This window comes from Phenylobacterium sp., from assembly GCF_025351295.1.
Taxonomy (GTDB): Bacteria; Pseudomonadota; Alphaproteobacteria; order Caulobacterales; family Caulobacteraceae; genus Phenylobacterium.
The window spans coordinates 1-24,152 of the sequence record NZ_JANXWD010000126.1 but is presented as its reverse complement, the minus strand read 5'-3'; the positions used below and the strand labels follow the sequence as shown (position 1 = coordinate 24,152).

Sequence of the window (24,152 nt, the reverse complement as noted above, 5' to 3'; positions counted from 1 at the left end):
GGGCTCTGCACAGCCAGCCCGTACGCAGCCTGGCTGTGTTTCAGAATGAACGGGCTCCGTCGGGGGGCTCGCCTGCGAGACTGGACGACCGTCACCATGCGTACTTCCGCCGCCCTTCGCGCCCTGTTCGCCGCCACCGCCCTGACCGCCGCGGCCCTGGCCGGCCAGGCCTCCGCCGGCCAGCTGCTCACCAACGGCGGGTTCGAGAGCCCGGACATCGGCACGGGCAACTACACCTATCCGGGCCTGTCCTATGGCACGATCGCCCCGATCGGCGCCAACCAGGGCGGCTGGACCTTCGCCGGCTCGGCGCTGGTGAACGGCACGGGTTCCAACGCCTGGTACGGCGGCGCGGCGCCGGCCGGCATGGTCGGCGCGCAGTTCGCCGCCCTGCAGGCCACCTCCAGCCTGTCGCAGGCCTTCACCGCCACCGCGGGCGCCCTGCACCTGAGCTGGCTCGACGCTGGCCGCCCCTGGGGCATGGGCGACCAGAGCTACCAGGTGCTGCTGAACGGCGCGGCGGTCAGCGGCGCGTTCGGCACGGCCAGCAACGACCCCTTCTCGCTGAACACCCTCAACCTCACCGGCCTGACGGCGGGCGCCAGCTACAACCTGGCCTTCCAGGGGCTGGCGACCACCGACGACACCGCGTTCATCGACGAGGTGCAGCTCTCCGACGTCCTGCCGCCGCCACCGCCCAAGGCGCCGTCGATCACCGTGCTGGGCGATGATGCGACGCTGGGCGCCAACCAGTTCATGATCGAGGACTTCGATCACCCGATCGCGGCGGGCTTCAGCTTCGCGCAGGACGGCGGCGCCTATGTCCGCCCGGGCGCGCTGGGCCTGGACTCGGGCGTCAGCGCCCCGCCGCCCGGCGACCTGACCAACTACGAGACCGTCCTGACCGGCGGTCACGCTGTCCTGACATCGGTCAAGGCGCTCCAGTCGATCAGCTTCTACCTGGGCTCGCCGGACACCTACAACAAAGTCAGGTTCTCCGGCGCCGGCGGGTTCGCCTGGACCCTGGCCGGCGCGGATATCCTGGGTGGCCTCGTAACGGCCAACGGCGACCAGGGCGTCGGCCGCCGGGTCAGCTTCGACTTCGGCGACTTCAATGTGAACAAGGTGGAGTTCTCGTCCGCCGGCAATTCGTTCGAGTTCGACTCGATCGCCGGGCAGCTGCGCGGCGGCGTGCCGGAACCGGCGACCTGGACGATGCTGATCCTGGGCTTCGGCGCGGTCGGGACCCTGGTCCGCCGTCGCCGCACGGTGTCTACGTTCGCCTAGTCTCTCTCCCTGGGCGGACTTTCTAGGAACCCCCTGCCCCCCGAGGCGGGGGGTTTTTCTTGGGATGGATTTCCACGGACGGATGACAGCCGGGCGCGCCCTGACTAGGGTCCGCCGCTTCCCGATTTTCCGATCCTAGATTAAAGGCTTGGCCATGGCCGACGACGCGTCTTCCCACCCCGACATCCTGAACGCCACCGCCCAGGGGCAGCTCAAGAGCATCATCGAGCGTATCGAGCGGCTCGAGGTCGAGAAGGGCGAGATCGCCGAGCAGATCAAGGAGGTCAAGGCCGAGGCCAAGGGCAACGGCTTCGACGTCAAGATCATCAACAAGGTGGTGCGCCTGCGCAAACAGGACCGCGCCAAGCGCCAGGAAGAGGAAGCCATCCTCGACCTCTACATGGCGGCCATCGGAGAGATTTGAACCGCAAGCCGCCCGTTTCGCCTCACGAGGCCCGGAAGGCGGCGGCCAAGCGCGCCGCCCTCAATGCCTTGAAGCGCGCCAGGCGGACGGCCGACAAGGCCGGCGTCAAGCTCTCTGACTGGGAGGGCGAGTTCCTCGCCGAGGTGGCCGACCGGGTGAAGACCTACGGCCGCGCCTTCGGCGACCCGGAGAAGGGCGCGGCGGGCCAGGCGCTCTCGGCCCTGCAGACGGTGAAGCTCAAGGAGATCGCCGCCAAGGCCAAGGGCGAGCCTAAGGGGCTGAAGCGCTGCCAGGGGTTCCGCCGGAAGACCGCGGAGGGTTAGGGTATATCCACATCCCATGGCTCCGTTGATTTCGCGCCCCTTCCTCCTCGATGGAGGAAGGGTAGGGATGGTGGTGAGTGCAAGACGCTGAAGCGAAACCATAGGTCGGCGCCGACCTATGGGTTCTGTTTCGCCGCGGCGTCCACACCACCACCCCTGCCCCTCCTCCATCGAGGAGGAGGGATGCCAGGTCGCCAACCGCCGTTGGCTGTCGATCCATTCTAGCGCTGCCGCGCCTGTTCGTGCGAGGTCAACCGCCTTTAGGGGAGGGTTGCCGGTGTTCAAGCGCGTCCTGATCGCCAACCGCGGCGAGATCGCGATCCGCATCGCCCGCGCCGCCGCCGGGCTCGGCGTGGAGTCCGTAAGTGTCCACCACCCGGCCGACGCGCTCGCCCTGCACACCCGCGCCTCCAGCGAGACCCGGGTCATCGGGTCGGCGGCCGACGATCCGGTGGCGACCTATCTCGACGTCGAGGCGCTGATCGGCGTGGCCCGCGCCACCGGCTGCGATTGCGTCCACCCGGGCTACGGCTTCCTGTCGGAGAACGCGGCCTTCGCTCGCCGCTGCCTGGCCGAAGGCCTGGCCTTCATCGGACCGAAGCCCGAGACGCTCGAGATGTTCGGCGACAAGGTGAAGGCCCGCCAGCTGGCCCAGTCGCTGGGCGTGCCGACCGTGCCGGGCAGTCCGACGGCCCTGGCGAGCGCCGCCGACGCCACGGCCGCCGCCCAGGCGCTGGGCTATCCCGTCATGCTGAAGGCGTCGGCCGGCGGCGGCGGGCGCGGCATGCGCCAGGTCGCGGGGCCCGACGAGATGGCCGCCGCCTTCGCCCGCTGCGAGGGCGAGGCGCAGGCCGCGTTCGGCGACGGGTCGGTCTTCGCCGAGAAGCTGGTCGAGCGGCCGCGCCACATCGAGGTCCAGGTCCTGGCTGACGCGACTGGCGAGATCGTCCACCTCTGGGAACGCGACTGCTCGGTGCAGCTCCGCAACCAGAAGGTCGTCGAGATCGCCCCGGCCCCCAACCTGGACGCCGGCCTGCGCGGCCGGATCCTGGCCGACGCGATCCGCCTGGCCCGCGCCGGTGAATACGTCAACGCTGGCACCGTCGAGTTCCTGGTCAGTCCGGAACGCGGCGAGCACTATTTCATCGAATGCAACCCGCGCATCCAGGTGGAGCACACGGTCACCGAGGAGGTCACCGGCGTCGACCTGGTCGAGGCCCAGTTCCGCATCGCGGCCGGCGAGACCCTGGCCGCCCTCGGGCTGGCCAGCCAGGCGGCCGTGCCCCCGCCGCGCGGCTTCGCCGTCCAGGCCCGTATCGTCGCCACCGGCGCCGGCGTGATCACCGCCTACAAGGAGCCCGGCGGTCCGGGCGTGCGGGTGGATTCCTGCGGCTACCTGGGCCTGGCGCCGCCGCCGCAGTTCGACCCGATGTTCGCCAAGCTGATCGCGCGGTCGAACTCGACCGGGTCGTTCATCTCGGCGCTGGACCGGGCGGCCCAGGCGCTGGCGGAGTTCCACATCGCCGGCCTGCCCACCAACCTTGGCCAGCTGCGCGCCATCCTGGCCGACCCGTCGGTGCGGGCCGGCGACGCCCGCACGAGCCTGCTGGCCGAGCGTCCCGAGCTGGCCGCGTCAGGCGGTCCCGCCGCGCAGCCCACCGGGTCGCTGGCGCTGTTCCACCAGCAGTCCGCGGCCGTGCAAGGCGGTCGCCGCGCGCCGGCGGCGCCCGCCGCCGCGGCGCCGACCCTCGCCCTGGCCGAGGGCGAAGAGGCTGTGGAGTCGCCGATGGCCGGCTCGGTCATCGAGCTCTCGGTCGCGGTCGGCGCCACCGTGGCGGCCGGCGACACCCTGATGGTCATCAGCGCCATGAAGATGGAGACCTCGGTCACCGCGCCCTGCGCCGGCGTGGTCACGCGCCTCGCCGAGGTGGGGCCGGGCAGCGCCGTCGTCGCCGGCCAGGTGGTCGCGGCCATCGCTCCGGCGGACGATGCCAACCCCCGGGCCGCGCGCGACTACGGCGACGACAGCTGGGCGCCGATGCTGGGCCAGGTCGCCGCCCTGCAGGCCATTGCCCATCGCCGCCTGGCCCCCGGCTCCCAGGAGCCGGGCGTCGTCCGCCAGCGCAGCCGCGGCAAGCTCAACTGCCGCGAACGCATCGACCTGCTGCTGGACCCCGGCAGCTTCCGCGAGGTGGGCAGCCTGGCGGGGTTCGCGAGCTATGACGCCGACGGCGGCGTGGCCGACTTCACCCCGGCCAACCACGTGGGCGGCTGGGGCCAGGTCGAGGGCCGCCGCGTGGTGGTCTGCGCCGACGACTTCACCTCGCGCGGCGGCCACTCCGACGGCTCGATCGGCCAGAAGAGCCGCTATCTCGACGAACTGGCCATGGAATACCGCTGCCCGTCGCTGCGGCTGTTGGACGGCTCGTCGGGCGGCGGCAGCGTCGCCACCATGGTGCCCAAGCAGGAGGAGGGGGCCAGCCAGGCCCGCGAGAGCTCCGGCGCCATCACCGCCGGCCGGCCGCGGGTGTCGGGCGGCGGCGGCTCGTTCCTGCCCGGCCACCTGGGCAGTTCGATGTACGCCGAGCAGCTGGGCCGCGTGCCGGTGGTCAACCTGCTGCTGGGCAGCGTGGTCGGGATCGGCGCGGCCAAGGCGGTGCTGGGCCACTACTCGGTGATGGTCCGCGACCTGGCCCAGCTGTTCGTCGCCGGGCCGCCGGTGGTCAGCCACGCCATGGGTTACCAGGTCACCAAGGAGGACCTGGGCGACTGGCGGATCCACTGCCGCAACGGCTCGGTGGACAACCTGGCCGAGACCGAGACCGAGGCGTTCGCCATGGCGCGGCGCTTTCTCTCCTACCTGCCGTCCAGCGTCTATGAGCCGCCGCCGCGGGCGGCCTGCGACGATCCCGCCGACCGGCGCGAGGAGGAGCTGTTCACCCTCGTGCCGCGCAAGCGCACCACCACCTTCGACATGCGCCGCGCCATCCGGCTGATGGCCGACAAGGGGTCGTTCTTCGAGATCGGGTCGCTGTGGGGGACCGACCAGATCGTCGGCTTCGTCCGCTTCCAGGGCCATCCGGTGGGGGTGATCGCGTCGGACAGCCGGCACGAGAACGGCGGCGCGCTGACCGCCGACGGCTGCGACAAGCTGCGCCGCCACCTGGACCTCTGCGACCTGTTCCACGTGCCGGTGCTGAACCTGGTCGACAATCCGGGCTTCGCGGTCGGGATCGAGCACGAGATCGCCGGCACCATCCGCAAGGGCGCCGAGTGGATGATCGCCTTCGCCCAGGTCAGCGTGCCGATCTTCACGGTGATCATGCGCCGCAGCTTCGGGGTGGCCGGCAACAACTATGCGACGCCCAAGAGCGGGGCCCATCCGCGGGTGGTCTGGCCGGCCGCCGACGCCGGCGGGATCCCGCCGGAGGGCGGCATCGAGGCGGCCTACAAGCGCCAGCTGGCCGAAGCCGCCGACCCCGCAGCCCTGCGCGCCGAGATCGAGGCCCGGATCGAGAGCGTCCGCGGCCCGGTGGGCCCGCTGAACCGCTTCCAGATGGAAGAGATGATCGACCCGCGCGACACCCGGGCCTGGATCTGCGAGTGGGTCGACGGCGCCACGCGGGTCGCGAGCCAGCCCGCGCGGCTGGGCCCCCGGGCGCTGGCTTTCAGGCCTTAGGCCGCCGCGACCTCTTCGGCGTCGGCCTCGGCCTTCACGAGGCCGTCGAGGCCCTGTTCGCGGACCTTGCGATAAAGGGTGGAGCGGCCGATGCCGAGGCGGCGCGCCACCTCGCTCATGTGGCCGGCATAGACCTCGATGGCCAGCTGGATGAGGTCGCGCTCGATCTCCTCCAGGGTGCGCAGGTGGCCGCGGCCGTCCAGGATGCGGACCGGGGTCTCGGCGGCCGGACCTTGCGCCGCCACGGCGCTGGGCGGCGGCATCGGCGCGGCCGTATAGTCCGGTGGCGGGGCGGCGACCCCGGAGATGGCCGGGAAGTCGTGCGGCTGCAGATAGGGGGCGTCGGCCAGCACGATCGCCCGATAGACCGCGTTCTCCAGCTGCCGCACGTTGCCGGGCCAGTCGAAGGCGGTGAGGTAAGCCAGGGTCTCGGGCGTGGCGCCGACCACCGACTTGCCCTCTTCCACATTGAACCGCTTCACGAAGCAGTCGACCAGGGCGACCACGTCCTCCTTGCGCTCGCGCAGGGCCGGGGCCTCGATCGGGAACACGTTCAGCCGGTAGAACAGGTCCTCGCGGAACCGCCCCTCGGAGACCGCCAGCGAGAGGTCGCGGTTGGTGGCCGAGACGATGCGGACGTCGACCTTGATCGAGCGCTTGGCGCCGATCGGGTCGATCTCGCTTTCCTGCAGGGCGCGCAGCAGCTTGACCTGGACGTCCAGCGGCAGCTCGCCGACCTCGTCCAGGAACAGGGTGCCGCCATTGGCCTCCTGGAACTTGCCCAGGTGCTTGTCGCTGGCGCCGGTGAAGCTGCCCTTCTCGTGGCCGAACAGGATGCTCTCGACCAGGTTCTCGGGGATCGCGCCGCAGTTCACCGCCACGAACGGCTTGCCGGAGCGCTCCGAGGAGCCGTGCACCGCGCGCGCGATCACTTCCTTGCCGACCCCGCTCTCGCCGGTGATCAGGATCGGGATCGAGGACTTGGCCGCCCGCTCGCCCAGGCGCTTGACCATCAGCATGGCCGGCGAGGCGCCGATCAGGTCGTTGAAGGTGGTGCGGCCGCTGGCGTGCTTCTTGAGCCGGTCGACTTCACCCTTGAGGGCGCCCATGCTGAGCGCATTGCGGATCGAGACGGTGATCCGCTCGGGGCTGGCCGGCTTGACGAAGAAGTCGCCGGCGCCGGACTGCATGGCCTGGACCACGGTGTCGATCCCGCCGGTGGCGGTCAGCACGATCACCGGCTGCTTGAAGCTGCGGGCGCGCATCTCGATCAGGGTGTCCTGGCCGGAGATGCCGGGCATCACCAGGTCCAGCAGGACCACGTCGACGCTTGCCCCGGAGGTCAGGTGCTGGATCGCCTCGTCGCCGCTCTGGGCGTGGGCGACGGCGAACCCGTCGCGCTCCAGGACCGCCTGGATCAGGCGACGTTGGGTAGGGTCGTCATCGACGACAAGGACCGTTTTGGTCATGCGAGAAACACCCACCGGATTGGACGCTCGCTGTTCTGGCGAGGCCTTCTTCTTGTCCCTGATTGATACAGGGCAAGGGTAAAGGCGGCGTTTCGCAGACCTGAGTCAGGGATTAACGGCCACCGGCTCCGGGACCCGGTCGGGGATGGTGAACAGGGGCAGGAAGACCTGCACCAGCGGCCCGATGGCGAAGGCGTAGAGCACCGTGCCCAGGCCGACCGTCCCGCCCATCAGCCAGCCGATGGCCAGGACCGTCAGTTCGATGCCGGTCCGCACCCAGGCGATCCGCCAGCCGGTGCGCCGCACCAGGCCGGTCATCAGGCCGTCGCGCGGACCCGGTCCCAGCCCCGCGCCGATATAGAGCGCGCCGGCGATCCCGTTCAGCACCACGCCCAGGATCAGCATCACGGCGCGGATGGCCAGGCCGTCGACGGCCGGCAGCACCAGCATCGTCAGGTCCACGGTTGTCCCTATCGTCAGCACATTGGCGATCGTGCCGATCCCCGGCCGCTGGCGCAGCGGGATCCACAGCAGCAGCACGACGGCGCCGGTGGCGTTCACCAGCATGCCGAACGAAAGGCCGACGTGGGCCGCCAGGCCCTGGTGGAACACGTCCCACGGGTCGAGGCCCAGGGTGGCGCGCAGCATCAGGGCCATGGAGGCGCCATAGAGCGACAGGCCGGCGAACAGCTGTATCAGGCGACGGGTCATCATGGATGGCCAGATGCTGCCAAGTGGCCTTTGAAAACAGAGCCAGTTCTGCGAGTGTGGCCTCATGAGCCCCCGCCGCATCAGTCCCGCCTCCGTGACCCGCTTGCTCGGCCCCTGGCGCGGCGAGCGCGTGGGGCCGGCCTATGGCCAGCTGGCCGACAGCCTGCGGCTGTTGATCCTGGACGGCCGCCTGCCGCTGGACGTCGTGCTGCCGGGCGAGCGGGAGCTGGCCCAGACCCTGGAGGTCAGCCGCACCACCGTGACTGCCGCCCTGGCCCGCTTGCGCGACGACGGCTTCCTCGATCGCCGGCAGGGCGCGGGCGCCAGGACCCGGCTGCCGGGGGGGCCCGGCGAGCGCGGCGCGCCCGGCCCGCTGGCCGGCGTCGAGGCCGAGGGGCTGCTGGACCTGGCCTCCGCCGCCCCGCCGGCCAGCGAGGCGGTGCATGGGGCCTATGCCGCGGCGCTCAGCGCGCTGCCGGCCCACCTGCCGCACACCGGCTACGCGGCCCTGGGCCTGACCTCGCTGCGCCAGACCATCGCCGAGCGCTACAGCCGCCGCGGCCTGCCGACCACGGCCGACCAGATCATGGTCACCAACGGCGCCCAGCACGCCCTGGCCCTGATGCTGCGCCTGCTGGCCGGCCCCGGCGACCGCGTGGTCATCGACCATCCCACCTATCCGCACGCCATCGACGCCATCCAGCGCGCCTCGTGCCGCGCCGTGCCGGTCGGCCTGCCGGACCACGGCTGGGACGTGGAAGGCGTCGCCGCCGCCATGAGCCAGAGCGGTCCGCGGCTGGCCTATTTCATCGCCGATTTCCACAATCCCACCGGCCGCTGGATGTCGCCCGAGACCCGCACCGCCATCGCCGCGGCGGCGCAGCGCACGCGGACCACCCTGATCTTCGACGAGACCCTGGTGGACCTCTGGCTGGACGCGCCGATCGAGCCCTACGCCTTCGAGGAACCGGAGAGCGGGCTGGTGCGCCTGGGGTCGACCGGCAAGAGCTTCTGGGGCGGCCTGCGCCTGGGCTGGATCCGCGCCGACGCCCAGACCATCCTGGCGCTGGCGCCGCGCCGCGCCTCCATCGACCTGGGCACGCCGCTGCTGGAGCAACTGGCCGCCGTTCACCTGCTGAGCGACGACGAGGCGGCGCTCAGCGCGCGGCGCGCGATGCTGCGCAGCCGCCGCGACCACCTGCTGGGCCTGGTCCGCGCGCGGCTGCCGGACTGGCGGGTGGCCTCGCCGCCCGGCGGCCTGTCGCTCTGGGCCGAGTTGCCGGCGCCGGTGTCGAGTTCGCTCGCCGCCACCTCGGAGCGGTTCGGCGTCCGCCTGGCCGCCGGCCCGCGATTCGGCGTCGACGGCGCCTTCGAGCGCTTCCTGCGCCTGCCCTTCACCCTGCCGCCGGAAGACCTGGCGAAGGCGGTAGACAGCCTGGTCCAGGCCTGCGCCCGCCTGCGCCCCTCGTCATCGCCCGCCCGCGCCTCGCTGGGCGCGGTGGTCTAGGAGCGCCGACCCGGCGACAAGCTTGCGGGCGCGGCCGGCCGCGCCATAGTGACCCGGGACACCGACCCTTCGCGGCGTCGGCTGTCGGGAGGCCGCATGAAGATCATCCGCTTGGGCGTCGCGCTGGCCTTGGCCCTGACCCTGGCCGCCTGCCAGAAGGCCGCGTCGCCGGGGAACGTCGACGCCAGGCGCCTGACGGCGGCGGCGGGCAACGCCGAGTGGCTCTCCTACGGCAAGGACTACAACGAGCAGCGGTTCAGCCCGCTGGACAAGGTCAACGCCACCACGGTCGAGAGGCTGGGCCTGGCCTGGTACGCCCAGTTCGACACCGACCGCGGCCAGGAGGCGACGCCCCTGGAGGTGGACGGGGTGATCTACACCACCACCGCCTGGTCCAAGGTGTTCGCCTTCGACGCCGTGCGCGGCAAGCTGCTGTGGAGCTACGATCCCGGCGTGAAGGGAACCAAGGGCTTCGACGCCTGCTGCGACGTGGTCAACCGCGGGGTCGCGGTGTGGAAGGGCCGCGTCTACGTCGGCACGCTCGACGGCCGGCTGGTCGGCCTGGACGCCAAGACCGGCAAGGTCGCCTGGTCAGTGCAGACCACCGACCCCGCCAAGCCCTACACGATCACCGGCGCGCCCAGGGTCATCAAGGACAAGGTGCTGATCGGCAACGGCGGGGCCGAATACGGCGTGCGCGGCTACATCACCGCCTACGACGCGGCCACCGGCAAGCAGGCCTGGCGCTTCTACATGACCCCCAATCCCGAGGGGAAACCCGACGGCGCGGCCTCCGACAAGGTGATGGCCGAGAAGGGCTACGCCACCTGGTCCGACGGCGAGTGGAAGAAGACCGGCGGCGGCGGCACGCCCTGGGACGCCATCGCCTACGATCCCGTGCTGGACATGGTCTACATCGGCGGCGGCAACGGCAGCCCCTGGAACCACATGCGCCGCTCGGGCGGCAAGGGCGACAACCTGTTCCTGTCGTCGATCGTCGCGCTGCGGCCCGACACCGGCGACTACGTCTGGCATTACCAGACCACGCCGGGCGAGAGCTGGGACTACACCGCCACCCAGCAGATCATGCTGGCCGACCTGACCATCGCGGGCCAGCCGCGCAAGGTGCTGATGCAGGCGCCGAAGAACGGCTTCTTCTATGTGATCGACCGCGCCACCGGCCAGCTGATCTCGGCCAAGCCCTACGTCAGCAACCTGACCTGGGCGAGCGGCGTCGACATGAAGACCGGCCGGCCGATCGAGAACCCGGCGGCGCGCTACCAGAAGGCCATGGTTCTGCAGGTGCCGGGCCCGCTGGGCGCGCACAACTGGCAGCCGATGGCGTTCAACCCCAAGACCGGCCTGGTCTATATCCCCACCAACGTCACCCCGTTCGCCTACACCGACGACAAGGGCTTCAGCTACAAGGCCGGGGCCTGGAACGTCGGCGTCGACTTCCTGGCCAATTCGCTGCCCAGCGATGCGGCGCAGCTGAAGGCGCTCACCGCCCTGGTCAAGGGCAGCCTGGTGGCCTGGGACCCGGTGAACCAGAAACAGGTCTGGAGCGTCGAGCACCCCTATTTCTGGAACGCCGGCGTGCTGACCACCGCTGGCGGCCTGGTGTTCCAGGGCTCGGCCGAGGGCGAGCTGGCGGCCTACGACTCCGCCAGCGGCAAGAAGGTGTGGTCCTACAAGACTGGCAACGGGGTGATCGCCGCGCCGATGACCTACGAGATCCGCGGCGAGCAATATGTTGCCGTGATGGTGGGCACCGGCGGCGGCGGGCAGATCTCGGCGCCGGCCTCGATGCCGACCCGCTCGCGGCTGCCGGGCCGGCTGCTGGTGTTCAAACTGGGCGGGACCGCCAAGGCGGCGGCCTTCCCGACTCCGCCCGAGCCGCCGCCCATCGACCTGGCTGGGGTGACGTCGGCCGGCGACGTGCAGCACGGCTTCGCCCTGTTCCATCAGAACTGCCAGGTCTGCCACGGCCCCAACGCCTCCGGCGCCTGGCTGCCGGACCTGAAGCGCTCGCCGATGCTGATGACCGCCGACAACTGGAAGGGCGTGGTCATCGACGGGGCCAGCGCGCCGCGCGGCATGGCCAGCTTCAAGCGGTTCTTCACCGACCAGGACGCCGAGGACGTCCGCGCCTACGTGCTCTCCGAAGCCCAGAAGGCGGCCTCCGCCCAGGTCGCGCCGGCCGCTCCGATCGGTTGAAGCGAGTCAGGCGAACGTGGAGTCCGGTCGTTGCCTGACGCGCTCGCTACGGCAGCACCGCCGCGAACTGCTCGGTGATCCAGTCGGCCTGAGCGTCGGTCAGGATCAGCGGCGGGGCGATGCGGATGGTGTGCTCGTGGGTCTCCTTGGCCAGCAGGCCGCGGGCCTGCAGGGCCTCGCAGACCCGGCGCGCGCCGCCGGCGTCGGCGTGCAGTTCGACAGCGATCATCAGGCCACGGCCGCGGACCTGCTTGACGCGCGGGGCGCTGATGGCGGCGAGGTCGGCCTGCAGGCGCGCGCCGACGCGGGCCGCGTTCTCGACCATGCTCTCTTCCACCAGCACCTTCAGCGCCATCCGCGCCACGGCGCAGGCCAGCGGGTTGCCGCCGAACGTGGAGCCGTGCTCGCCGGGGTGCAGCACATCCATCACCTCGGTGTTCGAGAGTACCGCCGAGACCGGATAGAAGCCGCCCGACAGCGCCTTGCCCACCAGGGTCAGGTCCGCCTCGATGCCCTCGTGCTCTTCCGCCAGCAGCCGGCCCGTGCGGCCAAGGCCGGTCTGGATCTCGTCCAGGATCAGGATGACGTTGTGGGCGGTGCAGAGCTCGCGCACCCGCTTCAGATAGCCGGCGGGCGGGATGATCACCCCGGCCTCGCCCTGGATCGGTTCCACCAGGAAGGCCACGGTGTTGGGGCCGATGGCGGCCTCCAGGGCGTCGGCGTCGCCGAACGGCACGGTGCGGAAGCCGGGCGCGAAGGGGCCGAAGCCGCCGCGCGACTGCGGATCGGTGGAGAAGCCGACGATGGCCACCGTGCGGCCGTGGAAATTCTCCGACGCCACGATGATCTCGGCCGCGCCGTCCGGCACGCCCTTGACCTCATAGCCCCACTTGCGGGCCACCTTCAGCGCGGTCTCGACCGCCTCGGCGCCGGAGTTCATCGGCAGCGCCTTGTGGCTGTTGGTGAGCGTGCAGAGCTCCTCGTAGAAGGGCGCCAGCTGGTCGTTGCGGAACGCCCGCGAGGTCAGGGTCAGCCGCCCGGCCTGCGCGGTCATGGCGGCCAGGATCCTGGGGTGGCAGTGGCCCTGGTTGACCGCCGAATAGGCCGACAGGCAGTCCATATAGCGGCGACCGTCCACGTCCCAGACATAGACCCCTTCGCCCCGCGTCAGGACCACGTCCAGGGGCTTGTAGTTCCTGGCGCCGAAGCGGGCCTCGGAGGCGATCAGGCGGGCGGCGCGGGTCAGGCTGATGTCGTTCATGGCGGGGCTCCCTATTCGGCGGCGTGCAGGGTGGTGGCGGGCAGGGTGGTGGCGGGCAGGGCGGCGGCCGGGACGGATCTGCGGTCGAGGCGCAAGGTCATGCAGTAGGAGGCGCCGCCGGACAGGATGAAGGGGTCCAGGTCGACCTCGGTGAGGGCGTAGCCGGCCGCCTGCAGCTTGCGGCGCAGGCTCTCCGGGGCGCGGGCCATGATCACCCGGTCGCCCAGGTTGACGGCGTTGACGCAGAACGCGGCGGCCTCTTCGTCGGTGGCCTCGATGCGCTGGTGCGGCGGGATCTGGGCGCGGATCGTCGCCAGCGCTTCGGGCGTGAAGGCGCCGGGGAAGTACAGCACCTGGCCGCCGGCCAGCGGGCAGAAGCAGGTGTCCAGGTGGTAGAACTGATCGGTGGCCAGTTCGAGGGCCACCGTCTCCTGGCCGAACGTCCGGGCGATCACGGCGACCGCGCCCTTGCTGGAGCGCGGGCCATGGCCGCACCAGAACAGCCGGCGGTCCGCATCCCAGATCGCGTCGCCGGCGCCCTCGTGGAACAGCCCCTCCGGCAGGTCGACCAGTTCGCTGACCAGGCCGCGCGCCTTCAGGCGCTGGAACACCGCGCGGAAGATCGGCTCCTCGCCCTGCCGCTCCGGATGACGGAAGCGGGCCGGCAGCACCTTGCCGTCCAGCACCACGGCGGCGTTGGCCGGGAACACCAGGTCGGGCAGGCCGCGGATCGCGCCGATGGTCTCGACGTGGGCGCCGGCGGCCTCGAGCGCCGCGCGCAGGGCGGCGGACCCGGCGCGGGCGGCGGCGGCGTGAGCCGGGGTCCAGCCCTTCGGGTCCATCCAGGGGTTGATCCGGTAGCTGACGTCGAAGCAGGCGGGGTCGGTCATCAGGAAGAAGGGGCGGCTGTTCATACGCACAGGGTGGCCCGGGACGGTGCTAGCGGATAGCACACAAGATGCTACATTATGATGGCTCATCTAGCGTTACGTCAGGATTAGGTGACGAAATGATCGACGAACTGGATCGCCAGCTGATCGCTTTGCTCAGGAGCGACTCGCGCACGCCGGCCGCCGCCCTGGCCAAGGCGCTGAAGGTCTCGCGCGGCACGGTGCAGAACCGCATCGATCGGCTGCTGCGCGACAGCGTGATCCAGGGCTTCACGGTCAAGACCCGCCCCGACGCCGAGGCCCACCGGGTGCGGGCGGTGATGTCGATCGCCATCGAGGGTGAGCGGTCGGGCGCGGTGGTCCGGGCGCTGAAGGGCTTCCCGGAGGCCGCCGCCATCCACACCACCAACGGCCGCTGGGACCTGATCGTCGAGCTGGAGGTCGAGACCCTGGCCGCCTTCAGCGCCACCCTGGACACTATCCGCCAACTGGAGGGCATCGCCGCCACCGAGACCTCGATCCTCCTGGCGACCCAGAAGCTTTGAGCGGGACTCCGCGCGCCAGGGGCGTTTAAGCTCCGGCCCTATGAACGCGCCCCTGAAGACCGAAACCCTGCCCGAGTGGCGGCTGGATGACCTCTACTCGAGCCGGGAGGACCCTCGCATCGAGGCGGACCTCAAGGCTGCCGAAGGGTTCAACGCCGAGCTGGCCAAGCTGGAGGGGCGGCTGGTGGCCACCCGCGCCAAGCCGGCGGAACTGGGCGGGATCATCGAGCGCGGCATCCAGCTCTACGAAGACGCCGTCAACGCCATGTGGAGCGTCGGCGCCTATGGCTCGCTGTCGTCGTCGGTGGCGCGGGACGATCCGGCCTGGTCGAAGTTCGAGTCTGACCTGCGGTCGCGGTTCGCCCAGATCGGGGCGATGAGCCTGTTCTTCACGCTCGAGATCAACAAGCTGGACGATGGGGAGCTCGAGGCGGCGCTGAAGGCGCATCCGGCCGCCGGGCGCTGGCGGCCGTGGCTCAGGCAAGTGCGCGCCGGCCGGCCGCACGAGCTGTCGCCGGACCTGGAACGCCTGCTGATCGACAAGGCGCCGGCGGTGGCCAACTGGGGGCGGCTCTCCAGCGAGACCCTGGCCAAGCTGAGCGCCCGCGTGGACGGCCAGACCCTGTCGCTGTCCGAACTGCTGAACCGCACCTCCGACACCGACCCGGCGCGGCGCAAGGCCGCCGCCACGGCGCTGGCCAAGGCCCTGGCCGAGCGTGGCTCGACACTGACGCTGTGCCTCAACACGCTCGCCTTCGAGAAGCAGGTCGAGGACCGCTGGCGCAAGTTCGACAGCCCGGCCGCCTCGCGGCATATGGCCAACGAGGTCGACGCCGACGCCGTGGCGGCCCTGGAGGCCGCGGTGGTCGAGGGCTACGCCAGCGTCAGCCACCGCTACTACAAGCTGAAGGCCAAGGCGCTGGGCGTGCCCTACCTCAACCACTGGGACCGCAACTCGCCGCTGGACGCCGGCCCGCCGCGCACCTTCACCTGGGACCAGGCCAAGGGCATCGTGCTGGAGAGCTTCGAGTCCCTGGCGCCCACCTTCGCCGACACCGCGCGCGGCTTCTTCGCCCAGCCGTGGATCGACGCCCGGCCGCGGCCCGGCAAGCAGTCCGGCGCCTATTCCCATTCTGTGACCGCCAAGCGCCACCCGTTCGTGTTCCTGAACTACATGGGCGAGCGGCGCGACGTGCTGACCCTGGCCCACGAGCTGGGCCACGCCGTCCACCAGACCCTGGCCCGGCCGCTGGGCACCCTGCTGGCCGACACGCCGCTGACCCTGGCGGAGACCGCGTCGATCTTCGGCGAGGGCCTGGTGTTCGAGAAGCTGCTGGCCGAGTCCTCCAAGGCCGAACGCCGCGGGCTGCTGGCCGGCAAGATCGAGGACGGGATCAACACCGTCATCCGCCAGATCGCCTTCCACCGCTTCGAGACCCGCTTCCACACGGCCCGGCTGGAGGGCGAGCTGTCGCCGGAACAGATCGGCGCCATCTGGGTGGAGACCATGGCCGAGAGCCTGGGTCCGGCAGTGAAGCTGAACAAGGGCTACGAGTACTACTGGAGCTACGTCAGCCACTTCGTCCACGCGCCGTTCTACGTCTACGCCTACGCGTTCGGCGACCTGCTGGTGCGCGGGCTGATGGAGAAGCGCCGCGAGAACCCGGACGGCTTCGCGCCCAAATACGAGGCGCTGCTCTCGGCGGGGGGCACCAAGACCTACGTCGAAGCCCTGGCGTCGTTCGGGCTCAACCCCCGTGAGAAGGCCTTCTGGGCGGCGGGGATGAAGCAGCTGGAACGGCTGGTCGACGAATTCGAAGCCCTGGTGTGAAGCGGCGCGGCAGCTACGCCGGCCGCATCTTCCGCAACACGAACCCGCCCACCGTGGCGCCGACCGCGGTGACGAAGGTCCCCCAGCAGATGTCGGCGATGGTGATCTGGGTGGCCCAGACCTTCAGGGTCGCCTGGTTGGTCATGTCGTAGGTGGCGTAGCACATGGCGCCCAGGATCGCGCCAGTCAGGGTGGTCTGGATCAGTGGCTCGTTGCGCTTCGGCCAGATGGCCAGCGCCACCAGCCCCAGCATGTAGGCCAGGTAGAACACCACCGCCGGACCCATCCGCGCGGCGTGCAGCGCCACCGGCTCCAGGGTGGGGAAATAGACCTTCGGTCCCACCTGGGTGAGCCAGATGAAGTCCACGGCCGCGAACGCGATGGCGGTGGCCAGGTAGGTGACGATCAGTCGGATCGGTGTTGGCATTGGTTTCCCCCCGAAGCCGCGCCTAGGCGGGCTTCAATCGATAGTGGCTGACGCCCCATTCCGTGCCGCCGCGGTGGCCGAACAGGCCGGCGGTGGCCAGGAAGAACAGCCGCCAACGCCTATGCCACAGCGTGGCGTCCTTGCCGTAGACCTCGTCCAGCACCGGCCGGATCTTCGCGATATTCCGGTCGTAGAGCTCCAGCCAGTGGAGCGCGGTCTTCTCATAGTGCGAACCACTCCAGCGCCAGTCCTGCTCCGGGGTGAACAGGTCCGGGAACTGGGCGATCAGGCCATGGCTGGGCATCACCCCGCCGGAGAAGAAGTACTTGCCGATCCAGTCTGCCTCGTCGTTGAGGTCGAAGCGGTACGGCGTGGTCTTGTGGGTGAACACGTGGATGAACAGCCGGCCGTCCGGCTTCAGCCAGGTCTTCACCCGGCCCAGCAGCGCGCGCCAATTGGCCATGTGCTCGAACATCTCGACGGAGACCACGCGGTCGAATTCGCCCGGCGCCTCGAAGTCGTTCATGTCGCAAGTGATGACCTCCAGGTTGCCAAGGCCGCGTTCCTGGGCGCGGGCCATGATGAAGGCCTTCTGGCTGGCTGAGTTGGAAACCGCGGTGATCCGCGCGTTCGGATAGGTCTTCGCCATCCACAGCGACAGCGAGCCCCAGCCGCAGCCTAGCTCGAGGATCCGCTGGCCGTCGGCCAGGTCGGCGTGCTCGGCGGTCTCCTTGAGCCCATGCTCCTCGGCCTGGCCGAGGGTGTCGCCAGGGTTGCGATAGAGGGCGGACGAATATTTCAGCTGCGGGCCCAGGCAGTTCAGGAAGAACTCGGCGGGGACCTCATAGTGCTGGGCGTTGGCGGCGTCGGCGTGTTCGGCGATCGGCCGCTCGGCCATCTCCTTGGCGAAGGCGGCTTCCGTTCCGGGCCCGGCGGCGGACAGTTCGCGCCGCGCGTTGGCGACCAGCAGCGTGATCGCCGTCTTGCGGACGACGTCGGGCAGCGGCGCGCCCTCGAAGGTGTCGATGGTGGCGGAGATCAGGCTCATGCGGACGGGACTCGCTTGGGGGGCAAAGGGAAGAAGGCGCTGACGCGTCCCTGGTAACTACGGAACAGGTCGCCTCTCGTCTTCACCATGGCCTCTTCCAGCGGCGGAACGCCCGACACATAGCGCAGCAGACCGTACATTACGGCCGGCGCGGCCAGGCTGAGCCAGGTGACCGGGCGGGCCGGATCCAGGGCGATCACCGGATAGGCGACCCAGCCCAGCCACTGGAAGAAATAGTTGGGATGCCGCGACCAGGCCCACAGGCCGCGGTCCATCACCCGGCCCCTGTTCGCCGGATCGCCGCGGAAAGCCTTCATCTGGTTGTCCGACAGATATTCGCCCACGATGGCGACCAGGAAGACCGCCACCCCTAGCGCGTCGCGCAGGTCCAGGCCCGGATCCGGCCGGCGGGCCGCCAGGATCACCGACAGGCTGAGCAGGGCCGTGGCCGGCGCCTGCGGCAGGGTCACGAACAGCATGTTCAGCCCATAGCGCTTGCCCCAGGTGACGCGGAAGGCGGCATAGCGGGCGTCTTCCGGATGGGTCATGACGCGCGGCGTGATGTAGAGGCCCAGGCGCAGGCCCCAGACCGCCATCAGGCCGGCGACCAGCCACTGCCGCATCGTCGGCGTCGCGCCGGGGATCGGGCACAGCGCCGCCGCCGCGAGGGTCGCGCCCGTGCCCCAGCTCCAGAACACGTCGGTCCAGCCGCCGTTCTCGCGGGCCCCGCCATACGCCCACGCGCAGACCATGATGACGACCATGGCGCCCAGCACGCCCAGCGCGATCTCGAACAGCATCAGTCTGTGTCTCCCCGACCCCCGATACCACCACGTTCTGCGGCCGGACGCATCCAGCACTGTGATGATCTCGTAGCCTTTGCTAAGCAGCAGGGCGTGGGGACCGCACGTCGTGCTCGTGTGCAGACAGGGGTTTGAGAGTGGACATGAGTGGCGGTGAACGGCGCAGGGTCGCCGTCGTCGGCAGCGGCATCGCGGGCCTCTCCGCCGCCTGGCTGCTGTCGCAGAAACACGACGTGACCCTGTTCGAGGCCGATCCGCGCCTGGGCGGCCACGCCAACACTGCCGAGGCGCCCGGCCATGACGGCCCGGTCCCGGTCGACACCGGCTTCATCGTCTACAACGAGGCCAACTACCCGAATTTCACCGCGCTGCTCGAACACCTGGGCGTGCCACACATCAACGCCGACATGTCGCTCAGCGTCTCGCTGGACAACGGCGGGTTCGAATATTCCAGCTTCGGTGCGCTCGGCGTCTTCGCCCAGAAGCGCAACCTGTTCTCCGGCCGGTTCTGGGCCATGCTGCGCGACATCACCCGCTTCTACCGCGACGCGCCCAAGGACCTGGCCTCCCTGGACCATCCGCAGGTCTCGCTGGACGAATATCTGGCGTCTAACGGCTACTGCCAGGCGTTCCGCGACGACCATCTGCTGCCGCAGGCCGCGGCGATCTGGTCGACGCCGCTGGCCGCCATCGGCGCCTATCCGGCCGCCGCCCTGATCCGCTTCTTCCAGAACCACGGCATGATGAGCATCTTCGGCCGGGGCCTGTGGCGCACGGTCGAGGGCGGCAGCCGCAACTATGTGAAGACCCTGCGCGAGGCCTTCGCCGGCGAAATCCGCACCAACGCACGGGTGACCGGCGTCCGCCGCCTGGCAAGCGGCGCCGAGGTGCGCGACGTGTCCGGCCAGGTGGAGCTGTTCGACGAGGTGGTGATCGCCACCCACGGCGACGCGGCGCTCGCCCTGCTGGACGATCCGACCCCGGAGGAGCGCCGGATCCTGGGCGCCTTCCAATACAGCCGCAATCTGACGGTGCTGCACACCGACGCCAGCCTGATGCCCAAGCGAAAGGCCGCCTGGACCAGCTGGAACCACATCGGCCGCCGTGATGCGCCGGAGGACGGCTGCGTCACCTACTGGATGAACCGGCTGCAGAGCCTGAAGGGCGCGCAGGACCTGTTCGTGACGCTGAAACCCACCCAGCCCATCGATCCGGCGGCGGTGATCAAGACCGAGGTCTATGAGCATCCGCTGTTCGACGCCGGCGCGATCGCCGCCCAGCGGGAAATCTGGAGTCTGCAAGGGGTCCGCAAGACCTGGTTCTGCGGCTCCTATTTCGGCCATGGCTTCCACGAGGACGCCCTGCAGGCCGGCCTGGCGGTGGCCGAGCAGCTGGGCGGGGTTCGGCGGCCCTGGACCGTCGCGGACGAGAGCGGCCGCATCCATGTTGGCGCACCGGAGCGCATGGAGGCGGCGGCGTGACGGCGATGGCCAGGCAGGGGGCTTCAGGCCTCTACACGGGCCTGGTCAGCCATGCCCGGGTGAAGCCTCGCAAACATCGGCTCGCCTACAAGATCTTCATGCTGTTCATCGACCTGGATGAGCTGCCGCACCTGAAGCTGAAGACCCTGGGCGTCGGCCGTTTCAACCTGTTCGGCTTCGATCCCGCGCGGTTCGGGGACGGATCAGGGCGGCCCTTGAAGGCGCAGATCGAGGCGACGCTGGCCGAAGCCGGCCTCGCCCATGGCGGGCCGGTCCGGATGCTGGCGATGCCGCAGATCCTCGGCCGGGCGTTCAATCCGCTGACGGTCTATTTCTGCCACGCCGCCGACCAGACGCTGTCGGCCATTCTCTATGAGGTGAACAACACCTTCGGCGAGCGTCATAGCTATCTGATCCCGGCGCCCAACGCGGCGTTGATCAAGCAGGGCTGCGCCAAGGCGTTCTATGTCTCGCCGTTCATGGACATGGACCTGTCCTACGCGTTCAGGATCCTGCGGCCGGAAGAGCGCGTGCTGGTGGCGGTGGACACGTCCGACGCCGAGGGCCTGGTGCTGGCGGCGAGCTTCTCCGGCGAGCGCCGGCCGCTGAGCGACCGTGAACTGCTGAAAGCCTGGCTGACCCATCCGTGGATGAGCCTGGGCGTGGTGGCGGCGATCCACTTCGAGGCGCTGAAGATCTGGCTGAAGGGCGAGACGGTGCGCGTCCGGCCGCCGGCCCCGGCGCGGCGCGTTACCATCGTCTCCCAGGCGAAGCTGGCCGCGTAGTTTCCCGCGCCTCCATTGGGACGAACAGGCCGGGCGGAACCTCGTCGCGGCGGAGTAGGGCCGCGCCGGTGTCGCGGCGCGCTCAGTTGGCGGCGGGTCCTGGATGGCGTGGGTGACGTAACTGTCATGTCCGATGACGTTGCGTCGGATCGGCGGCAGGGCCAAATAGTAGGCACACCGGGCTCGACCATGAGCCTTTGAGGGGCCAGACCATCTTGACCAGAATCCAGACCCGCTCGCTTTCGACGCGTTTGGCGCGCATTGCCCTGATCCTGCTCGCGCCGCTGATCATCGCCGGCTGTGGCGTCAACACCATCCCGACCAAGGAAGAGGCCGCCAAGGCCAAGTGGGCCGAGGTGCAGAACCAGTACCAGCGCCGTTCCGACCTGATCCCGAACCTGGTCAACACCGTGAAGGGCTACGCCGCGCAGGAGAAATCCACGCTGGTGGAAGTGACCGAAGCCCGCGCCTCGGCGACCCAGGTTAAGGTCGATGCGTCGACGATCACCAACCCCGCGCAGTTCCAGCAGTTCCAGCAGGCGCAGGACAAGCTGTCGGGCGTGCTCGGCCGACTGATGATGATCCAGGAGAAGTATCCGGACCTGAAGTCCAACGAGAACTTCCTGGCCCTGCAAAGCCAGCTCGAGGGGACCGAGAACCGGATCGCCATCTCGCGGCGCGACTACAACGACAGCGTCCAGGACTTCAACACGACGCTGCGGACCTTCCCGCAGGTGCTGTGGGCCAAGTCGGTCTATTCGAGCTCCAAGCCGATGGTGCTGTTCTCGGCCACGCAATCGGCCCAGACCGCGCCGACCGTCAGCTTCGATACGACCCCGCCGCCGCCGCCCGCCGGCGTCACCCCCGGCAGCCCGCCGCCCGCGGCGCCGGCTCCGGCCAGCAAGTGAATCAGCAAAAAACCTCCCCTGCTTGCGGGGGAGGTGTCGCCGAAGGTGACGGAGGGGGCGTTGGGGACGTGCGCCGACTTTCGGTGCGGCGGCAGCGCCCCCTCCACCACTCCGTGGTCCCCGTCCCCCGATTCTCGGGGGAGGTATTTAAGCGACGGATTCGGCGTGGTCTGGCGGCCATGGTGGCCTTCTTCGCCCTGACCACCGTGGCGTTCGCCGCGGACCTGAAGTTCCCGGCGCTGAGCGGGCGGGTGGTGGACGGGGCCCATGTGCTGTCGCCAGCGGCGACGCAGAAGCTGGACGGCGAACTGGCCGACCTGGAGGCCAAGACCGGCCACCAGCTGGTGGTGGCCACGGTGCCGGACCTGCAGGGCCATGAGATCGAAGAGTACGGCTATCAGCTCGGCCGGAGCTGGGCGTTGGGGCGCAAGGGCGTCAACGACGGGGCAATCCTGCTGATCGCGCCCAACGAGCGCAAGGTGCGGATCGAGGTGGGCTATGGCCTCGAGCCGGTGCTGACCGATGCGCTGACCCGGGTGATCCTGCAGCGCAAGGTGCTGCCGCAGTTCAAGGCCGGCCGCATGGAGCAGGGCGTCGTCGACGGCGCCGAGGCGATCATCGCCCAGATCAGCCTGCCGGACGATCAGGCCCGCGCCAACGTCGCCCAGGCCACGTCCGAGGCCGCGCAGACCCGTAGCTCGGACCGCGGCCGCTCCGGCGGCCATATTCCGATCATCGGCATCCTGCTGGTGGTGTTCTGGGTGCTGTCGATCCTGCTGCGCGGCCGCCGCGGCCTGGGCGGACTGTGGTGGCTGCCCTTCATGTTCCTGGGCGGCGGGCGTGGCGGGGGCTGGGGCGACGGCGGCGGGTTCGGCGGCGGCGGTGGCGGCGGCTTCTCCGGCGGTGGCGGCGGATCGTTCGGCGGCGGCGGATCGTCGGGAAGCTGGTGATGAAGAGCCTTACCCCCACAGAACTCAGCGCCATTGAGGCCGCGGTCCGCAAGGCCGAGGCCGCGACCACCGGCGAGATCTACTGCGTCGTCACCGAGGAAAGCGCCCACTACACCGAAATCGTCATCGCCTGGGCGACCGTGGTGGCGTTGCTGGGGCCGGCGGTGCTGCTGCTGGCCGGGGTGCATGTGACCATCCCGGACCTGTTTTCGAGCTGGAGCGCCTCGGCGGTCGGCGAGGCCATCGAGACCGCGGTGCGCCGCGCGCTGATCGGGGCCATCGTGGTCCAAGGCGTGCTGTTCGTTGCGACCGCGGCCATCGTCTCGATCCCTGCCGTGCGGCGGGCGCTGACGCCCCGGGGCCTGAAGCGCCTGCGGGTGCAGCGGCGCGCCGCCGAGCAGTTCATCGCCAAGAACCTGCACGCCACCCGTGATCGGACCGGCGTGATGATCTTCGTCTCCCTGGGCGAACGGATGGCCGAGCTGATCGCCGACGAAGGCATCGCCGACCACGTCGAGAGCCACGTCTGGGACAAGGCCATGGCGGCGCTCACCGACGGGCTGAAGCACGGCCGCGTCGAGGCCGGGTTCGAGGCCGCCGTCGGCCTCTGCGGCGACGTGCTGGCGGCGAAATTCCCGGCGCGGGCCGGCGATAACCCTAATGAGCTGCCGGACGCCGTGGTGGTTCTGCCGCGCCCGTAGACGGAAAAGCTGAACCCTGACAGCGGTCTTGGGGCGATCGGCCGCAGACAGTTAGCGGCGGCTCACCATAGTTCTTCTGCTATTGCCGCGAGCGAGCCCGCGCGGGAGATTGTGCCCCGGTTGGGTGGGTGTGAAAGCCGGTGGACGCTGCAGGCGAAGATCTGGTCGCGGGTGACCCCGTCGTGCGGTCGGCGGCCGACGCGACCGCGCTGGGCATGGCCTATGTCCTGGAGAGCCAGCCGGACGGGCAGCGGCGTTTTGTGTTCGCGGGACCTCGCTGCCTGGGGGTGAACGGGGTCACCGCCGAGACGATCATGGCCGACGCCCAGGTGTTCTTCGACATGATCCTGCCGGAGCACCGCCCCACCTTCGAGGCCGCGCAGGCCGACGCCGTGGCGAGCCTGCAGCCGTTCGACGTCGAAGTCGCCATGCGCCGCGCCGACGGCGAGGTGCGCTGGCACCGGCTGGCGTCCCTGCAGCGCGCCCAACCAGACGGTGCGGTGTTCTGCGACGGGTTGCAGGTGGACGTCACCGACCGCCGCGAGATGGCCGCCAAGCTGCGCGAGCAGCACCGCCGGCTGGAGGCCGCGGTGGAGACCACGGGCCTGGGCTTCTGGGAATGGGACGTGGCGGCCGGCACGGTCACCTGGTCGGCGCGTAACAAGGCGCTGTTCGGTCTGGCGCCCGACGCCGAGGTCAGCGTCGAGCGCTATCTGGAGCTGGTGCATCCGCAGGACGTCGACGCCGTTCAGGCCGCCTTCGGCTCGGCCAGCGACAACGCGCGGGGCGACTATGCGATGGATCACCGGATCATCACCCCGGCCGGCGAGACCCGTTGGATTCAGGCGCATGGCCGGGTGACGCTGGACGCCGCCGGCGAGACCCGGCTGGTGGTCGGCACCTCC

21 protein-coding genes are annotated in these 24,152 nt (G+C 70.2%); 14 read left to right on the top strand and 7 right to left on the bottom strand.

Annotated elements, in window-relative coordinates; translation table 11 throughout:
• Nucleotides 1-96: 96 nt before the first annotated feature.
• From Q0R13_RS17620 to Q0R13_RS17605, 4 genes are all read left to right on the top strand, one after another.
• Complete coding sequence (locus Q0R13_RS17620) at nt 97-1,287, top strand: PEPxxWA-CTERM sorting domain-containing protein (RefSeq protein WP_293906360.1); 1,191 nt, start codon at nt 97-99, stop codon at nt 1,285-1,287.
• 154 nt (nt 1,288-1,441) lie between these two features.
• Nucleotides 1,442-1,711: a DUF2312 domain-containing protein gene (locus tag Q0R13_RS17615; protein WP_293906357.1), complete on the top strand. Its 270-nt coding sequence runs from the start codon at nt 1,442-1,444 to the stop codon at nt 1,709-1,711.
• Complete coding sequence (locus tag Q0R13_RS17610) at nt 1,708-2,034, top strand: hypothetical protein (protein WP_293906355.1); 327 nt, start codon at nt 1,708-1,710, stop codon at nt 2,032-2,034. Before Q0R13_RS17615 ends, Q0R13_RS17610 begins: the two co-directional genes overlap by 4 nt.
• 277 nt (nt 2,035-2,311) lie before the next feature.
• Nucleotides 2,312-5,713, top strand: a complete 3,402-nt coding sequence (locus tag Q0R13_RS17605; RefSeq protein WP_293906353.1) for a carboxyl transferase domain-containing protein — start codon at nt 2,312-2,314, stop codon at nt 5,711-5,713.
• On the opposite strand, the gene Q0R13_RS17600 is transcribed toward Q0R13_RS17605, so the two are convergent.
• A complete protein-coding gene (locus tag Q0R13_RS17600; RefSeq protein WP_293906351.1) occupies nt 5,710-7,182 on the bottom strand; it encodes a sigma-54 dependent transcriptional regulator in 1,473 nt (490 codons plus the stop codon). The genes Q0R13_RS17605 and Q0R13_RS17600 overlap by 4 nt on opposite strands.
• 105 nt (nt 7,183-7,287) lie before the next feature.
• On the bottom strand, nt 7,288-7,893 hold the full coding sequence (locus Q0R13_RS17595) for a hypothetical protein (protein WP_293906350.1): 606 nt from the start codon (nt 7,891-7,893) through the stop codon (nt 7,288-7,290).
• A gap of 94 nt (nt 7,894-7,987) precedes the next feature.
• On the opposite strand from Q0R13_RS17595, the gene Q0R13_RS17590 reads away from it, so the two are divergent.
• Nucleotides 7,988-9,400 carry a PLP-dependent aminotransferase family protein gene (locus Q0R13_RS17590; protein ID WP_293906349.1) on the top strand — a complete coding sequence of 471 codons (1,413 nt, stop codon included), beginning with the start codon at nt 7,988-7,990 and terminating at the stop codon, nt 9,398-9,400.
• A 96-nt stretch (nt 9,401-9,496) separates the two neighbouring features.
• A complete protein-coding gene (locus tag Q0R13_RS17585; RefSeq protein WP_293906347.1) occupies nt 9,497-11,617 on the top strand; it encodes a PQQ-dependent dehydrogenase, methanol/ethanol family in 2,121 nt (706 codons plus the stop codon).
• 46 nt (nt 11,618-11,663) lie between these two features.
• Here Q0R13_RS17585 and rocD read toward each other — a convergent pair whose 3' ends face one another.
• Both rocD and Q0R13_RS17575 read right to left on the bottom strand, forming a co-directional pair.
• Entirely contained in the window at nt 11,664-12,878 is a 1,215-nt protein-coding gene (gene rocD / locus Q0R13_RS17580) for an ornithine--oxo-acid transaminase (protein ID WP_293906346.1), read from the bottom strand.
• An 11-nt stretch (nt 12,879-12,889) separates the two neighbouring features.
• Complete coding sequence (locus tag Q0R13_RS17575) at nt 12,890-13,792, bottom strand: dimethylarginine dimethylaminohydrolase family protein (RefSeq protein WP_293906344.1); 903 nt, start codon at nt 13,790-13,792, stop codon at nt 12,890-12,892.
• A gap of 95 nt (nt 13,793-13,887) precedes the next feature.
• Here Q0R13_RS17575 and Q0R13_RS17570 point away from each other — a divergent pair, with 95 nt between their 5' ends.
• Together Q0R13_RS17570 and Q0R13_RS17565 are read left to right on the top strand one after the other, a co-directional pair.
• A complete protein-coding gene (locus Q0R13_RS17570) occupies nt 13,888-14,313 on the top strand; it encodes an Lrp/AsnC family transcriptional regulator (RefSeq protein ID WP_293906341.1) in 426 nt (141 codons plus the stop codon).
• A gap of 40 nt (nt 14,314-14,353) precedes the next feature.
• On the top strand, nt 14,354-16,144 hold the full coding sequence (locus tag Q0R13_RS17565; protein WP_293906339.1) for a M3 family oligoendopeptidase: 1,791 nt from the start codon (nt 14,354-14,356) through the stop codon (nt 16,142-16,144).
• 13 nt (nt 16,145-16,157) lie between these two features.
• Here Q0R13_RS17565 and Q0R13_RS17560 read toward each other — a convergent pair whose 3' ends face one another.
• From Q0R13_RS17560 to Q0R13_RS17550, 3 genes are read right to left on the bottom strand one after another with little or no spacing between them, the layout of a single operon-like run.
• Nucleotides 16,158-16,571: a DUF2177 family protein gene (locus Q0R13_RS17560; RefSeq protein ID WP_293906337.1), complete on the bottom strand. Its 414-nt coding sequence runs from the start codon at nt 16,569-16,571 to the stop codon at nt 16,158-16,160.
• 22 nt (nt 16,572-16,593) lie between these two features.
• A complete protein-coding gene (locus Q0R13_RS17555) occupies nt 16,594-17,619 on the bottom strand; it encodes a cyclopropane-fatty-acyl-phospholipid synthase family protein (protein ID WP_293906334.1) in 1,026 nt (341 codons plus the stop codon).
• A complete protein-coding gene (locus tag Q0R13_RS17550; RefSeq protein ID WP_293906332.1) occupies nt 17,616-18,419 on the bottom strand; it encodes a DUF1295 domain-containing protein in 804 nt (267 codons plus the stop codon). The genes Q0R13_RS17555 and Q0R13_RS17550 overlap by 4 nt, the downstream gene beginning before the upstream one ends.
• 146 nt (nt 18,420-18,565) lie before the next feature.
• Here Q0R13_RS17550 and Q0R13_RS17545 point away from each other — a divergent pair, with 146 nt between their 5' ends.
• The 6 genes from Q0R13_RS17545 to Q0R13_RS17520 form a co-directional block, all read left to right on the top strand.
• Nucleotides 18,566-19,903 (top strand): FAD-dependent oxidoreductase, encoded by a 1,338-nt coding sequence (locus Q0R13_RS17545; RefSeq protein WP_293906330.1) that lies wholly within the window; start codon nt 18,566-18,568, stop codon nt 19,901-19,903.
• A gap of 5 nt (nt 19,904-19,908) precedes the next feature.
• Nucleotides 19,909-20,688 carry a DUF1365 family protein gene (locus tag Q0R13_RS17540; RefSeq protein ID WP_293906474.1) on the top strand — a complete coding sequence of 260 codons (780 nt, stop codon included), beginning with the start codon at nt 19,909-19,911 and terminating at the stop codon, nt 20,686-20,688.
• 215 nt (nt 20,689-20,903) lie between these two features.
• Entirely contained in the window at nt 20,904-21,596 is a 693-nt protein-coding gene (locus tag Q0R13_RS17535; RefSeq protein ID WP_293906328.1) for a LemA family protein, read from the top strand.
• 179 nt (nt 21,597-21,775) lie between these two features.
• A complete protein-coding gene (locus Q0R13_RS17530) occupies nt 21,776-22,546 on the top strand; it encodes a TPM domain-containing protein (RefSeq protein ID WP_293906326.1) in 771 nt (256 codons plus the stop codon).
• On the top strand, nt 22,546-23,247 hold the full coding sequence (locus Q0R13_RS17525; protein ID WP_293906324.1) for a TPM domain-containing protein: 702 nt from the start codon (nt 22,546-22,548) through the stop codon (nt 23,245-23,247). The genes Q0R13_RS17530 and Q0R13_RS17525 overlap by 1 nt, the downstream gene beginning before the upstream one ends.
• Nucleotides 23,248-23,429: 182 nt before the next feature.
• A partial coding sequence (locus tag Q0R13_RS17520; RefSeq protein WP_293906322.1) for a PAS domain-containing protein occupies nt 23,430-24,152 on the top strand: 723 nt, incomplete at its 3' end.